Origin of the sequence: Campylobacter concisus, from assembly GCF_002913945.1 — a bacterium.
Lineage (GTDB): Bacteria > Campylobacterota > Campylobacteria > Campylobacterales > Campylobacteraceae > Campylobacter_A > Campylobacter_A concisus_P.
Genome location: NZ_POZK01000006.1, coordinates 1 through 13,315 on the forward strand (window position 1 = coordinate 1; position 13,315 = coordinate 13,315).

Sequence of the window (13,315 nt, forward strand, 5' to 3'; positions counted from 1 at the left end):
ATATGAAACAACAAATTTTATTATTAAGGAATTATTATGTTTGAACTTAGAAAACTTCCATTTGATGCAAATAGCAATGCAGTAGTTAGCGCAAAAACCTGTGAATACCACTACGGCAAGCATCATGCAACTTACGTAGCAAATTTAAACAATCTTATAAAAGATACAAAATTTGCTAACGCATCTTTTTATGAAATTCTAACAAATAGCGAAGGTGGGCTTTATAACAACGTTGCTCAAGTTTACAACCACGACTTTTACTGGGACTGCATCGCTAAAAAAAGTGATATGTCAAGCGAGCTAAAAGCTGCGATCGAAGCAAATTTTGCTAATTTTAAAGAGGAGTTTTTAAAGGCAGCTACAACGCTTTTTGGCTCAGGCTGGGCGTGGCTTGTATTTGATCCAAGCAGCAAAAAGCTAGAGATCGTGCAAACTAGCAACGCAAAAACTCCAGTGAGCGATGGCAAAGTGCCACTTTTAGTCGTTGATGTTTGGGAGCACGCTTACTACATCGACAACTTCAACGCTCGTCCAAAATACCTAGAGACTTTTTATGAGAACATAAACTGGGAATTTGTAAGCAAAGCTTACGAATGGGCACTAAAAGAGGGCCTTGGCTCAGTTGAGTTTTACACAAAAGAACTACATAAATAATATCTGGCGGGGCTTTTCCCGCCTTTAAATTTCTGCATTATCTAAATTTTTAAAATCAACAAATTTATTAGCAAAAAATTACCTTGTTTTAAAAGAAAGTGTAACTTCAAAAATGGCTCAAAATTTTGTTTTAGCAAACAATTTCTCTTAAATTTAAAGCCAGTGTGAGCTATCTCAACTTCAAATTTCTACTTTGTTGAAAATTTTAAATCCACTGCTAAATTTATGAGCTATGAACACGATCTTTACCAATTCAAAAAGGTACAAATTACTCATTTTATCGATCTGCCCTATTATGGCTAAGCGGTTTTATGCTTAAATTTAAAGCAACTAAACAAAAACTAGCGTAGGCCATCTTGTCTTTAAATTTATTAGCAAAACTTGATTTGATGTTAAAAAATGGTGGTGGGGGCAATATTTACTGCTTCAAAAATTCCCCGAGCTGTATTAATATTAGGCAGGAGTAGCTTAAAATTCAAAAGCCACCCAGCCAAATTTACTCAATTTATTTTTTTGAAGTGTATAAATTTATACCATTTTGTAAGCGTTTTAGCCCTTCAAGCACTCTGGCTCTTTGGGTTGCGATATTCATACGGAGGAAAAATCTATCTCCCCTGTAAGCATTGCCATCATTTAGCCAAAGTCCAGCTTCATCACGCAAGAAATTCATAAAGTCGCTTGAATCCTCGCAAAACGCGCTACAATCAAGCCATAAAAGATAAGTTGCATTTGAAGGCAGAAGCTTTACTGGCAAATTTTGCTCTTTTATGAAATTTATAACGATTTTTTTGTTTTCAAAAAGATAATCCCTAAGCTCATCAAGCCATGTTTGACTATCGTTAAATGCCGCTATTGTCGCAGTTATTGCAAATGCGTTTGCCTCACCTATCTCATCATAATTTACAGCCGCATTTATTCTGGCGCGTATCTGTTCATTTGGTGTGACGATAGCTGAGCTTTGAAGTCCTGCGATATTAAAAGCTTTTGTAGGTGAGATGCATGTGATTGAGTTATTTTTACACTCTTCACTAACGCTAATAAATGGAACATAGCTTAGACCAGGATCAGTTATGTCGCAGTGGATCTCATCGCTGATAACCAAAACATCATGTTTGTAGCAAAGCTCGCCTATTTTTTTAAGCGTCTCTTTGTCCCAAATTTTTCCTATTGGATTGTGAGGATTGCAAAGGAGCATCATAGTTGTTAGTGGTTGAGCTAGCTTTGCCTCAAGGTCTTCAAAATCAATCTCATAAGAGCCATCTTTATAGATAAGGTCATTTGATAAAATTTCACGGCCATTGTTTTTGATGCAGTTAAAAAATACGTGATAGACGGGAGCTTGAACTAAAATTTGATCTCCTGGATTACTAAATCTTCTAATCGCAGTAGAAATCGCTGGTATAACACCAGTGCAAAAGCACATCCAATCGTTTTCAAAGCTAACATCATGACGCCTCTTCCACCAGCCTTTAATCGCTTCGTTCCACTCTTTTGGGATAAATGAGTAGCCAAAGACGCCATTATCAAGACGCTTTTGTAGGGCATTTAAAATTTCGGGTGCAGCCTTAAAATCCATATCAGCAACCCACATTGGCAAAACATCATTTTTCATTCGCCACTTCGATGAGTTGGTGCCATCTCTGCTAATAAGCGTATCAAAATCGTACTTCATAGCTTTTCCTTAAAATAAAATTTTAAATCAATTATAACCCAAAAGATACTAATATAATTTGAAATTTTCTCTCAATTTAATATTTCAAAAGGAAAAATGATGAAATTAGCTCAGGCTCTCATTTTAAGAGCCGATACACAAAAACGTTTAGAGCAGCTAAAAGGTAGGTTGCTTGATAATGCAAAAATGCAAGAAAATGAAAGACCTAGCGAAGATCCAAAGCTTCTTTTAAAAGAGCTTGATAGGCTAAGCGATGAGCTATTTAGGCTGATCTTGGCTATAAATTTAACAAACTCAAGTGCAAAATTTGAAGGCGTGAGTCTAACTGAAATGATCGCTAAAAAAGATACACTAAGCCAAAAAGCAAGCGTGCTTAGGGAATTTGCCAAAAGTGCAAGCCAAAAGGTCGATCTTTACTCAAATAGTGAGATAAAAATTTTAAGTAGTGTTGATGTAGCCACGCTCCAAAAGCAAATAGACGAGCTATCAAAAGAGATCAGAGAGCTAGATATGAAGCTACAAGAGGCAAACTGGCAAGTTGATCTTGTAGAGTAAAATTTATGGTGAAAATTTAGCTAAAGGCGAGTAAAAAGAAAAATTTATTAGGCTTGCGGGGAGAGCAAAAGTTTAAATTTATCCCAGCAATTTAAAAAATGCATTCTTAAAAATAAACGTTACTACCACTTACTGATTTAGCTACGTTTTGGGTGGGTTTGGGGAAGATTAATCTTTATTATGTAAGATTTCACAAATTTTTAAAAGGAAATTTATGAAACTTGACACATTGATCGTAAAAGGCATCGAAGCTAAAAATAATCCAAATAAAGCTGTCATTCCGCCTATTTTTTTAGCAAGTACATTTGTGCAAGATGATCTTGAGAATTTTCAAGAATTTGCATATTCGCGTGGCAACAACCCTACAAAAAAAGCATTTGATGAAATTTTTGCAAAGGTTGAAGGCAGCAAATACGCTTTTAGCTTTGGTTCAGGCATGGCAGCAACAGCCGCGGCACTTAGCCTTATAAAAACTGGGCAAAAGGTCCTACTAAATAGTAACGTCTATGGCGGCACTTATAGATATGTCACGACCGTTTTTGAAAGCCACGGCATAAAGAGCGAATTTATAGACGATCTAAATTTTTTAAGCGAAGATGACATAAGCGACGATGTGGCGGCGATATTTATCGAAACTCCGTCAAATCCTCTCTTAAGAGTGACAGATATCGCTAGAATTTCAAAGATCGCTCACAAAAAAGGCGCTCTAGTCATCGTGGATAACACATTTTTAACGCCTTATTATCAAAGAGTACTTGATCATGGAGCTGATATCGTGGTTTATAGCGCTACAAAGTATATCGGCGGACACGCTGACGTGATCGCTGGTATCGTCACGCTAAACGACGATGCTTTGGCTGAGAAGATAAAATTTGCTAAAAACACTCTTGGTGGCATCATCAGCCCGATGGATGCCTACTACCTAATACGTGGTCTTAAAACGCTTAGCGTTAGGTTTGATAGACAAACACAAAATACACATAAAATCATCAAATTTTTAGAGAAAAACGACGCAGTTAGCGTGGTGCATTTTGCCGGCTCATATAGCGAGCAAGAGGCAAAGATGCAAGCGGCTCAAGCAAGCGACATTGGTGCACTTATCTCATTTGAGCTTGATGAAAAATATGATGTAAATAAATTTGTAAAATCGCTAGAAATTTTTGATCTAGCGGTAAGTCTTGGTGGCGTAGAAAGCCTTATTTGCAGGCCTGCGACGATGACACATGAGGCATTTCCAAAAGAGGTGCTAGATAAGATTGGTATAAAGCAAAACTTGCTTCGCTTAGCAATCGGTATCGAAAACGCTGATGATCTAATAGCAGATCTTGATCAAGCATTTAAAAAAGCAAAAAAATAATAAAGGAGACAGATATGGCAACTACAAAATTTAAAGGTAGTGAGGTAAATTTAAGTGGAAACGAGGTTTTTGTAGGCTCTTATGCGCCTGAAGCAAAAGTCGTAGCACAAGATCTTAGTGAGTTTAGCGTAGGCGGAAATAATGGCGTAGAAGTACTTGTTTGCTTACCATCACTTGATACTGGCGTTTGCGCAGCAGAGGCTCGTAAATTTAACGAAAAAGTAGCTGGCAAACATGGTGTAAAACTAAGCATCATCTCAAATGATTTGCCATTTGCGATGGGGAGATTTTGCACGACTGAAGGCATAGCAAACCTGCGTGTGGGAAGCGACTTTAGATACGGAGAATTTGCTAAAAACTATGGCGTTTTAATGAGTGATGGCCCACTAAAAGGACTACTTGCAAGAGCGGTATTTGTCATCAATGATGGCGTAATAATTCACAAACAAATCGTCCCTGAAGTGACAGAAGAGCCAAACTACGATGCTGTATTTGATGCTATTAAAAGTAGTGGTAGTTGCGGTTGTGGCTGCCATTAAAAAGGACGTTATCTAAGCATCTATTTGATGCTTAGATAATTAATCTTAGTCAAATAGAGATTTTTCAAAAGACTTTACTACAAAGCTTTTTCTATGAAGGCTTGAATAGCCAAACTTAGCAATAGCATCTAAATGTGCTTTTGTGCCGTATCCTTTGTGTCCAGCAAAGCCATATTTTGAGTAAATTTTATCCCAGCCTTTCATTAAACTATCACGACTAACCTTTGCTAATATACTAGCAGCGCTTACCCCAGCGACTTTGCTGTCAGCTTTTATCATCGTTGTGATACCAACGCCATAGTCTAAATTTCCATCGTAAATGATCTCAAAGCCCTCAAAATGCGCCTTAAAAAGTTTGAGCGCTCGTCTTAAGCACTCACTTAGCCCAAGTTCGTCTATTTGCGCATTTGAGAAGTAGATGATGAGAAAATTTGAGCTTTTTATAATCTCTTTAAAAAGCTCCTCACGCTTTTTTGCAGTTAGTTTTTTGGAGTCGTTTAGACCTGAAATTTCTTTATTAAGCACGCAGGCCGCTACGCTTAAAGGCCCAGCTAAAGCCCCACGTCCAGCCTCATCTATGCCACAAATTTTTGCCATTAAAGTCCGATTTCATCGCTAAAGTAAGGTCTTAGCTCATCAAGTGGCACGCTAATTTGCTCCTCATTTAAAAAGGTAAGCCCAAGTGGTGAAAGTACAAAATTTTCGCTAACTCCTGCTGTTGCAAGGATTGCTTTTAGATGAGGGTCGTTCATATCTTTAAAAATCTGCTTTAACTTTAGCTTTTTGTTGGTTTTAAGCAAGACGACATCGCAGCTAGTTTTGTTATTTTTATAGGTACAGATACTTTTTATTTTGTCGTTTATATAGTAGATGTTATCTAGGCTTTCAAATTGGTTATTTGGCCATTTTTTACGCTCGCTTTTTAGGTCATAAAGTGTCGAGAGTAATTTATTTTTATTTTTTTTAGCCGATTCTTTGGCAAATATATCGTTAATTATAGCTTCGTATCTCGTGCCATTTGCTTCGATCATTTGGATGCCAATATTTAGCATTTCATACTCTTTTTCTTTTTTAATAGTCGCATTATAGGCTTTGTTTTTAACGATTATTTTGCCCTTTAGCTCGCCATTTTCATTTTTAACGTCTAAATTTATCTTATCAGATACAGCATTTAGCGATGAAATTTCACTGCTATTTTGCTCAAGATTACCTTTTTTGTAGTCGTATTTTGTGCCATCAAAAAAGATATGCCCGCTTATCTTGGCTGGCACTTTAAAGCTCTTACTTTGCTTAAAATTTTCAAATTCATCTTTAAAATAGTTCATATACACTTCAAATTTTATACCATTCGCCTCACCAATAAATTTATAAAATTTTGCCCAGTTTTCGTGATTTATCTCATAGCCAAATAGGCTTACTATAAGTATAAAAATCCCAATAAATGCTCTCATGTCCGTCCTTCATAGTTTTGTTGATTATAGCTTCTTTACTTTAAGCTTTTAAAACAATAATCAAATAAAGGTTTAAATTTATAAACCTAGACTCCACCTAGAAAATGGCAAAATTTCGCATTTTATGCCCTCAAAGCTAAGCTCAGCTTGGTTTGCGACGCTGATTATCTGAAGCTTGCTTACACCCAGCTCTTTTAAGCTTGCGTGGAGTTTTTTAAATTTCAAGAAGATGATCTCTGGTGCAGAAAACGGCACACAGATGATTGCGATCTTCCTTTTATTAAGGAAGAAATCAATCTCTTTTGTGTAGTAAATTTCATCTTTAAATTTAAGCAACTCGCAAAAAACTACATTTGCAAAGACGGCCAAAAAGTCCTTTTTTAGGTATAAAGCGTTACGAAGTGCAAAATTTGTAAAGTAGAGCTTTTTGCTCGTGCTACTCTCATCTAAATTTGGTACTAATTCTATAAAGCCATTTTCATTAAGGCTGGTTACTGCGTTATAGACACTATCTTTTGAGATTTTCATCTGCTCTTTTAGGTTTTTGTAGATACCAAAAGTACTAAGCACATCGTGGCATTTTGGAGTACATTCTTTTAAAATCGCAATGCTTTGCTCGCTTAAATTTGCTCTTAAGAGCTGTTGCAAGTGCGCTGTGACCTCGCTGGAGTCTAAAAAAGCACTTGCTATCTCATTGCCATGAGCCAAAAAGTAGCTAAAAAGCAGGTCTTGGTCCAAATTTTTCTTAAAAAATAGTATAAATTCCTCGTAGTCGAGATAGTTTAAATTTATGCGTGCAAAGCCGTCAATCGTGAGTGAAAATTCATTGCTTGTAAGGATGATATTTTCAAGTGTTGCGCCCTTTAAAAAGTCTAAATTTGCAAGGTCAGCAGCTTGTAAATTTTCAACTGCGATCACCTTTATCTGGGTATTTTTTTCTAAAAATTCTTTTAAATTTGCTAAAAGCAAGGCTCTGTCTATCCTTAGATCGTCTAAATTTACATAAAGTCTCTCCTCGCTTTTATAATGGCTCAAAAACTCATAAACAAGGGCTGTTTTGCCACTTGAAATGGCGCCTATTATAAGCGTCTTTGGCGAGATGATTTCGTATTTCCTGGGGATAAATTTACTTGATTTAAGCGGCTGATTGTAATAAAGCTCTAATTGGTTCATTTTCTCCCCTTTGTAAGATGTATATGTAAATTTTTGCTATACCTTCAGAACCCCCCCCCGTTATAAGTGCGATCTCGTCGCTCGTTAGCTCATAAAGCTCAAAAACAAGTTCGTCTATTTTTTCGTTACTTGCCTTGATTTTGTTATTTAGCGCGTCGATATTTTCTTTAGCTTCTAGCTTTTCATAAAGAGTTAAAGTAGGCATGTGCTTCTCGTAAAGCTTGATTTTTTCATTGGCTTTTAAAATTTCATCAATCAAATTTATTATCTCGTTTGCTAAATTTTCATTTTGTGGCGTTATTTGGGGGATAGGCAAAATTTCTAAGCGATTTATTTTTATTTCGCCTTCAAGTCCGCCTCCAGCATAGAAAAAGTTGAAAATTTTATAAACAGCTGTTGAATTTAAAAAGGCTAATAAAAATTTTAGATTTTCGCCAGTTATGCAATATGCAGTATTGTCTGGAATATTATTATTTGCATCGTAAGCAAATTTTGGGCTTTGCACCATTCTGGCGCATAAAATTTTCTCTTTTTCGAATTCTTCATAATAAGCGATATTGTCTTGCGCCTCAAACCATTTATTTGATGTTTTTTTACGGCATTTTTTACCATTTATAGTTTCGCCACTTTGTGCTATATAAGGCAAGAAATTTTGTAAATATCCCTTAAGACTTGGAAAATTTTCAATATCTATCTTTAACGCCGGAAATGTGCAAATGAGCCACAGCCCAGCCCACTCATAGTCATAACGCTTTATATCTCGACCTCGTAAGATCGGTCTAATGAGCTTTTGCGTCCGCCCTCTTTCTTCTCCAGTACAGTTATTTAAAATTTTATCACGAGCGCTATCGTCGATGATAAATGCTTCGTTTAGTCCAGTTAAAATTCCACGATAAATAGTCACATTCCAATCTTTTAATGGCTTTGCGACTTTTTCGATCTTGCTTTTTAGCTCAAATTTGCTCTTATCAAGGAAAGTGAAATTTGTTTCGTTTAGTGTGGATTTTGGTATTTGGATAAAATTTTGTATTTTTAAATTTATGCTATTTGAAGCTAGGAAATTAAATTTTGAATTTTCACCAGCTCTTATTTTTCTAAAAATAGTAACCGCACTATCTACGCTCGCATCTTCAAAAACTTTAACCCCAGCAAAATCAATTATGTGTGTTATTTGCGTATTTTCTAATATAAATTTACGTAAATTTTCACCATAGCTGGCGCGGAAAAATTTATTTGAACAAATAAAACCTAAAAGTCCATTTTCTTTTAGATGTGTAATGCCAAGCTCATAAAAATAGACAAACAAATCAGCCGTGCCACTATAAACTTTATATTTTTGTAGGGCTGGCTTTTGCTCTTTTATCGCCTCTTGTCTAACATAGGGAGGATTGCCGATAACGACATCAAATTTAAAGTTAAAAGGAAATTCTAAAAGCGAGTTTGCTGCTATCAAATTTTTACTAAGATCTGTTAAAACTCGTCCCTTGGCAGCTGTGCGGAGCCAAAGAGATAGTCTAGCGATCTCGACCGCATCGGCATTTATATCTACGCCGTAAAGGTTATTTTCTAAAATAGTGCTTTCTATATCGTAAAGTCCTAAGCCCTCGCCCTCATATACTTTGCGGTAAGTGTCTAATGCGCCATGCTCACTAATTAGAAATTCTAAAGCTTGGTTTAAAAATGCACCAGAGCCACAAGCTGGATCAAGTATCTTAAGAGACAAGAGCCATTCGCGGTAAGCATAAATTTTATCTTTGATCTCACTTTCTGCTTTGGTTAATTTTTTTGGGTTTTTTGGTGCTAATAGCTCATTTAGATCAAGCCCTAGCTCATCTTTTTTGGCTTTACAAAGCTCACCAAGCGAATTTTCAACTATAAATTCTGTTATAAACTCTGGCGTATAAAATATGCCATCTTTTTTACGTTTGCTCTGCTTGGCATCAAATTCATTACCATTTATTTGTGCATTTAGCTCTTCAAGGTCGTTTAGTGAGCTTTCAAAGATATGTCCTAGGATATTTACACCGATGTCGCTTAAAAAGTCATAGTCACTTAAAAACTGCGCTTCAAGCACGCTATCGTCTATCTTTAGTGCATCAAGCTCAGTATCTGTGGCAAAAAGCCCGCCATTGTAGCGTTTGATATCAAGACGTTCACTGCCTTCATCAATGGCTTTAAAGTAAATTTTGTAAAAGTCATAAAAGCTTAGCTCGGTAACTTGGTTTTGAAATTTATCTTTTATCTCGGCTATCGTGCGAAGTCTTAGTAGTCCGCGGTCTTCAGCAAATAGTATAAAGACAAACCTGTCGCATAGTTTTTGAGTCAGGCTTAAAAGCCTATTTTTATCAATGCTAGCATTGTTTTTGCAAATATTTTTGAAAAGAGTAAGTCTAAAAGTGCTAAAGTCTTTATAAAATTTGTTTGAAATTTCACGCTCGTGAGTGGCAAATTTCTCTTTTAGCTTTAGCGGCAGATCTATGCTAATGCTCTCAAAGCTAAGCAGCAAATGAAGCCTTTTAAACTCGTCAAAGCTTGCTGTAAAAAGGTCAAATTTTTCAAATGTTGTTTTATTGCCGATGTAAAAGCGCAGTTCATTAAAATTTGAAACAACGACATATTTGGCATTTTCATGTGAGATAAAATAGCGAAAAGCTTGATCTACCGGGCTAAGTTCGCGGTTGGATGGAGTTTTATCAAGATGCTGTGTAGTCTGATCTTTTAGCTCGATCACGCATCTAACTTCGCCATTTATCAGTATCGCCCCATCTGCCTTTTTACCGTCAGTTTCGTTCTTTTTCTCACGTTCAAGATTGAAATTTGTAGGATTAGTAGTGTCCAAAGTGTAGCCAAGGCAGTTTTCAAAGATATCTTTTAGAAACTGTGTTTGAAATTTCTCTTCTTTGAAGTTCTTAATGTCGCTAGCTTTTGCCTGATACATTTGCAAATTTATATAACGCTTTTTAAGCTTCTCCTCGTCTTGATCTTGGGTTAGTAAGAATTTTGGATTAAAGATCGGCATCTTTTCTCTTTAAAATTTTAATTTCTTGGAATCTTATCTTTTTAAATTTTATATCTTCCTTATTAAAAGGAAATAATTAATCAAAATTCATCAAAAAATAGCGTTTTTCTTGACAACTATAATAGCTTTTTTGTAAAATCGCGTTCTCTTTACGAAAAGACAAGCGTCTTTGCTCGTACGATCGCTTGATCCTATGCGAGTTATTTTGATGTAAAGAGGTCGCGAGTTTGCGACAAGTTCTTTTTAAAGGAAAACACATGGAAAGAATCAGGTTAAAGCTAAAAGCTTACGACCATAGAGTTCTAGACCGCACTGTTGCAGCAATCGTAGAAGCTGTCAAACGAACAGGTGCCGACGTTCGTGGCCCGGTACCAATGCCTACAAAGATCAAACGCTATACAGTCTTAAAATCTCCACACATCAACAAAGACTCACGTGAGCAGTTTGAGATGAGAATACACGCTCGTATGCTTGACATCGTAGCTGCTACTCCAGAAACTGTAGATAGCCTAACAAAACTCGACCTAGCTCCAGAAGTTAATGTCGAAGTTCGTGCGATGAAATAAGCGGACAAAAGGATAAGAGTATGGAATATATTGTAGAAAAAATAGGCATGAGTAGAACGATTGCCACGAAGAGTACGCCAGTTACACTACTTAAGCTAGTTGAGGCTAAAGTATGTGAGATCGACGAAAACAAACGTGCTATCGTAGCGTATGCCCACACTAAAGCAAACAACAAAGCTATCGCTGGTCAGCAAAAAAAATATAATCTGACTGCAGAATTTAACAAATTTGCTACGCTTGAAGTAGCTAATAGCGAAGCTGGAAACCTAGACTTTACACCATTAAATGAGGCTAAAATTTTAAAAGTTAGCTTTAACTCAAAAGGTAGAGGCTACCAAGGTGTGGTAAAAAGACATGGTTTCGGTGGTGGTCCAAAAAGCCACGGCTCACGTTTCCACAGACGCCACGGTTCAATTGGTAACTGCGAATGGCCAGGTCGTGTTCAACCAGGTATGAAAATGGCAGGACACATGGGTAATGAAAAAGTTACTGTTAAAAACGAGCTAATAAGCTTTGACGCTCAAAATGGCATCGTAGTTGTAAAAGGTTGCGTTCCTGGTCACAATGGTGCAATGGGTAAAATAAGGATTGTAAAATGAGTAAAATTCACGTATTAAACGATAAATTTGAAAATTCAGGCGAGTTAGAGCTTCCTGCAAGCTACGCTGAAGTAAATCCGCACAACCTATATCTTTATGTAAAATCTTACCTTGCTGGTATAAGAGCAAATTCGGCTCATACTAAAAGCCGTGCTTTTGTAAGCGGTGGTGGTAAAAAACCATGGAGACAAAAAGGACGTGGTGGTGCAAGAGCGGGTTCAACTAGAACTAACGTTTGGGTAGGCGGTGCAGTTGCATTTGGTCCAACAAACGAGAAAAACTATTTTCAAAAAGTCAATAAAAAACAAAAAAGACTAGCTCTTGAGTACGCTTTGGCAGTAAAAGCACAAGATGGTAAAATTTTCGCAGTAGATAGCATCTCAATCGAGTCTGGAAAGACAAAAGATGCAGCTAATATCATCAAAAATTTAAAAGTAAAAGATGCGCTTATCGTTAAAGATTTACTAGACGATAAAACACTACTTGCTTTTAGAAATTTAGCAAACTGCTATGTAGTAGATGCAAATGAGGTAAATGCTTATCTTGTCTCTACATTTAGTTCGGTTATCATTGAAAAAGCTGCACTAAAAACTATAACAAAAGAGGGCTAAAATGGCGGATATAACTGATATCAAAACAATTATTTATACAGAAAAAACTCTAGGCCTTCAAGAACAAGGCGTTGTTGTTATCCAAACTTCACCAAGAGTTACAAAAAACAGCTTAAAAGCGGTTTTACAAGAGTATTTTGGAGTAACGCCTATTCGCGTAAATTCACTTAGAATTAGCGGCAAGGTTAAGCGTTTTAGAGGAAAAGCAGGCCAACGTGACGAGATAAAGAAATTCTACGTTAAGTTACCTGAAGGCGTAAGCCTAGAAAATACGGAGGCGTAAGATGGCTATAAAATCATATAAACCATATACACCTAGTCGTAGATATATGACTGGACTAAGCTCTGAAGATATAACAGCTAAACCAAGCGTTAGAAGCTTGCTTGTTAAACTACCTGCAACTGGCGGTAGAAACAACAATGGTCGTATAACTTCAAGGCATAAAGAAGCAGGTGCAAAAAAACTTTATCGTATCATCGACTTTAAACGTCGTAAATTTGGTATAGAAGGTAAAGTTGAAGCGATCGAGTACGATCCAAACAGAAACTGCCGTATCGCTCTTATAGCTTACAAAGATGGTGAAAAGCGCTATATCATTAGACCAAATGGCCTAAATGTTGGCGACGTTATCGCATCTATCGATGAGGGCTCACTAGATATTAAACCAGGCAACGCTATGAAATTAAGATTTATCCCAGTTGGTACTATCGTTCATAACGTAGAGCTAAAACCTGGCAAAGGCGCTCAGATAGCTCGTTCAGCCGGTGGTTATGCTCAGCTAATGGGTAAAGAAGAGAAGTATGTTATCTTAAGAATGCCAAGTGGCGAGATGAGACAAGTACTAGCTGAGTGTATGGCAAGTATCGGTGTAGTAGGCAACGAAGACTGGGCTAACATCACTATAGGTAAAGCTGGACGTAATCGCTACCGCGGTATCCGCCCACAAACACGTGGTTCTGCTATGAACCCAGTTGATCACCCACACGGCGGTGGTGAAGGTAAGAAAAATTCAGGCCGTCATCCAGTTACTCCATGGGGTAAACCAACTAAAGGTGCTAAGACTCGCCGTAAAAAAGCTAGCGATAAGCTTATAATTTCAAGAAGGAAAGGAAAATAGA

14 protein-coding genes are annotated in these 13,315 nt (G+C 36.8%); 9 read left to right on the forward strand and 5 right to left on the reverse strand.

Annotation, left to right across the window (positions count from 1 at the left end; all coding sequences use genetic code 11):
* Positions 1–36: 36 nt before the first annotated feature.
* Positions 37–654 carry a superoxide dismutase [Fe] gene (sodB, locus tag CYP64_RS01105; RefSeq protein WP_103648364.1) on the forward strand — a complete coding sequence of 206 codons (618 nt, stop codon included), beginning with the start codon at positions 37–39 and terminating at the stop codon, positions 652–654.
* Positions 655–1,159: 505 nt separating this feature from the next.
* Here sodB and CYP64_RS01110 read toward each other — a convergent pair.
* A complete protein-coding gene (locus tag CYP64_RS01110) occupies positions 1,160–2,326 on the reverse strand; it encodes a MalY/PatB family protein (RefSeq protein ID WP_103648365.1) in 1,167 nt (388 codons plus the stop codon).
* Positions 2,327–2,425: 99 nt separating this feature from the next.
* Here CYP64_RS01110 and CYP64_RS01115 point away from each other — a divergent pair, with 99 nt between their 5' ends.
* The 3 genes from CYP64_RS01115 (at position 2,426) to tpx (ending at position 4,777) form a co-directional block, all read left to right on the forward strand.
* Entirely contained in the window at positions 2,426–2,881 is a 456-nt protein-coding gene (locus CYP64_RS01115; protein ID WP_103648366.1) for a DIP1984 family protein, read from the forward strand.
* Positions 2,882–3,095: 214 nt separating this feature from the next.
* The gene (locus CYP64_RS01120; protein ID WP_103648367.1) at positions 3,096–4,238 is read left to right on the forward strand and encodes a trans-sulfuration enzyme family protein; all 1,143 of its coding nucleotides are present in this window, start codon (positions 3,096–3,098) and stop codon (positions 4,236–4,238) included.
* A 14-nt stretch (positions 4,239–4,252) separates the two neighbouring features.
* A complete protein-coding gene (tpx, locus tag CYP64_RS01125) occupies positions 4,253–4,777 on the forward strand; it encodes a thiol peroxidase (protein WP_103604561.1) in 525 nt (174 codons plus the stop codon).
* Positions 4,778–4,822: 45 nt separating this feature from the next.
* On the opposite strand, the gene CYP64_RS01130 is transcribed toward tpx, so the two are convergent.
* From CYP64_RS01130 to CYP64_RS01145, 4 genes are all read right to left on the reverse strand, one after another.
* Positions 4,823–5,374: a ribonuclease HII gene (locus CYP64_RS01130; protein ID WP_103648368.1), complete on the reverse strand. Its 552-nt coding sequence runs from the start codon at positions 5,372–5,374 to the stop codon at positions 4,823–4,825.
* The gene (locus CYP64_RS01135; protein ID WP_103648369.1) at positions 5,374–6,228 is read right to left on the reverse strand and encodes an S-adenosylmethionine tRNA ribosyltransferase; all 855 of its coding nucleotides are present in this window, start codon (positions 6,226–6,228) and stop codon (positions 5,374–5,376) included. Before CYP64_RS01135 ends, CYP64_RS01130 begins: the two co-directional genes overlap by 1 nt.
* A 78-nt stretch (positions 6,229–6,306) precedes the next feature.
* Positions 6,307–7,401: an ATP-binding protein gene (locus tag CYP64_RS01140; protein ID WP_103648370.1), complete on the reverse strand. Its 1,095-nt coding sequence runs from the start codon at positions 7,399–7,401 to the stop codon at positions 6,307–6,309.
* Positions 7,364–10,420 (reverse strand): Eco57I restriction-modification methylase domain-containing protein, encoded by a 3,057-nt coding sequence (locus CYP64_RS01145; RefSeq protein ID WP_103648371.1) that lies wholly within the window; start codon positions 10,418–10,420, stop codon positions 7,364–7,366. Before CYP64_RS01145 ends, CYP64_RS01140 begins: the two co-directional genes overlap by 38 nt.
* A 257-nt stretch (positions 10,421–10,677) precedes the next feature.
* On the opposite strand from CYP64_RS01145, the gene rpsJ reads away from it, so the two are divergent.
* The 5 genes from rpsJ to rplB are packed head-to-tail and all read left to right on the forward strand — an operon-like array spanning position 10,678 to position 13,314.
* Positions 10,678–10,986 (forward strand): 30S ribosomal protein S10, encoded by a 309-nt coding sequence (gene rpsJ / locus CYP64_RS01150; RefSeq protein ID WP_009295257.1) that lies wholly within the window; start codon positions 10,678–10,680, stop codon positions 10,984–10,986.
* A 20-nt stretch (positions 10,987–11,006) separates the two neighbouring features.
* Positions 11,007–11,585 (forward strand): 50S ribosomal protein L3, encoded by a 579-nt coding sequence (gene rplC, locus CYP64_RS01155; RefSeq protein WP_087580426.1) that lies wholly within the window; start codon positions 11,007–11,009, stop codon positions 11,583–11,585.
* Complete coding sequence (rplD, locus tag CYP64_RS01160) at positions 11,582–12,196, forward strand: 50S ribosomal protein L4 (RefSeq protein WP_012140561.1); 615 nt, start codon at positions 11,582–11,584, stop codon at positions 12,194–12,196. Before rplC ends, rplD begins: the two co-directional genes overlap by 4 nt.
* 1 nt (position 12,197) lies before the next feature.
* The gene (locus CYP64_RS01165; RefSeq protein WP_103648372.1) at positions 12,198–12,479 is read left to right on the forward strand and encodes a 50S ribosomal protein L23; all 282 of its coding nucleotides are present in this window, start codon (positions 12,198–12,200) and stop codon (positions 12,477–12,479) included.
* A gap of 1 nt (position 12,480) precedes the next feature.
* On the forward strand, positions 12,481–13,314 hold the full coding sequence (gene rplB / locus CYP64_RS01170; RefSeq protein WP_002941522.1) for a 50S ribosomal protein L2: 834 nt from the start codon (positions 12,481–12,483) through the stop codon (positions 13,312–13,314).
* Position 13,315: the final 1 nt, after the last annotated feature.

Excerpts from the sequence above, each read along its gene's own strand:
- CYP64_RS01130 (WP_103648368.1), bottom strand. The coding sequence starts at position 5,374 with ATGGCAAAAATTTGTGGCATAGATGAGGCTGGACGTGGGGCTTTAGCT.
- sodB (WP_103648364.1), top strand. The coding sequence starts at position 37 with ATGTTTGAACTTAGAAAACTTCCATTTGATGCAAATAGCAATGCAGTA.
- CYP64_RS01135 (WP_103648369.1), bottom strand. The coding sequence starts at position 6,228 with ATGAGAGCATTTATTGGGATTTTTATACTTATAGTAAGCCTATTTGGC.
- rpsJ (WP_009295257.1), top strand. The coding sequence starts at position 10,678 with ATGGAAAGAATCAGGTTAAAGCTAAAAGCTTACGACCATAGAGTTCTA.
- CYP64_RS01115 (WP_103648366.1), top strand. The coding sequence starts at position 2,426 with ATGAAATTAGCTCAGGCTCTCATTTTAAGAGCCGATACACAAAAACGT.
- rplD (WP_012140561.1), top strand. The coding sequence starts at position 11,582 with ATGAGTAAAATTCACGTATTAAACGATAAATTTGAAAATTCAGGCGAG.
- CYP64_RS01110 (WP_103648365.1), bottom strand. The coding sequence starts at position 2,326 with ATGAAGTACGATTTTGATACGCTTATTAGCAGAGATGGCACCAACTCA.
- CYP64_RS01120 (WP_103648367.1), top strand. The coding sequence starts at position 3,096 with ATGAAACTTGACACATTGATCGTAAAAGGCATCGAAGCTAAAAATAAT.
- tpx (WP_103604561.1), top strand. The coding sequence starts at position 4,253 with ATGGCAACTACAAAATTTAAAGGTAGTGAGGTAAATTTAAGTGGAAAC.
- CYP64_RS01165 (WP_103648372.1), top strand. The coding sequence starts at position 12,198 with ATGGCGGATATAACTGATATCAAAACAATTATTTATACAGAAAAAACT.
- rplC (WP_087580426.1), top strand. The coding sequence starts at position 11,007 with ATGGAATATATTGTAGAAAAAATAGGCATGAGTAGAACGATTGCCACG.
- CYP64_RS01145 (WP_103648371.1), bottom strand. The coding sequence starts at position 10,420 with ATGCCGATCTTTAATCCAAAATTCTTACTAACCCAAGATCAAGACGAG.
- CYP64_RS01140 (WP_103648370.1), bottom strand. The coding sequence starts at position 7,401 with ATGAACCAATTAGAGCTTTATTACAATCAGCCGCTTAAATCAAGTAAA.
- rplB (WP_002941522.1), top strand. The coding sequence starts at position 12,481 with ATGGCTATAAAATCATATAAACCATATACACCTAGTCGTAGATATATG.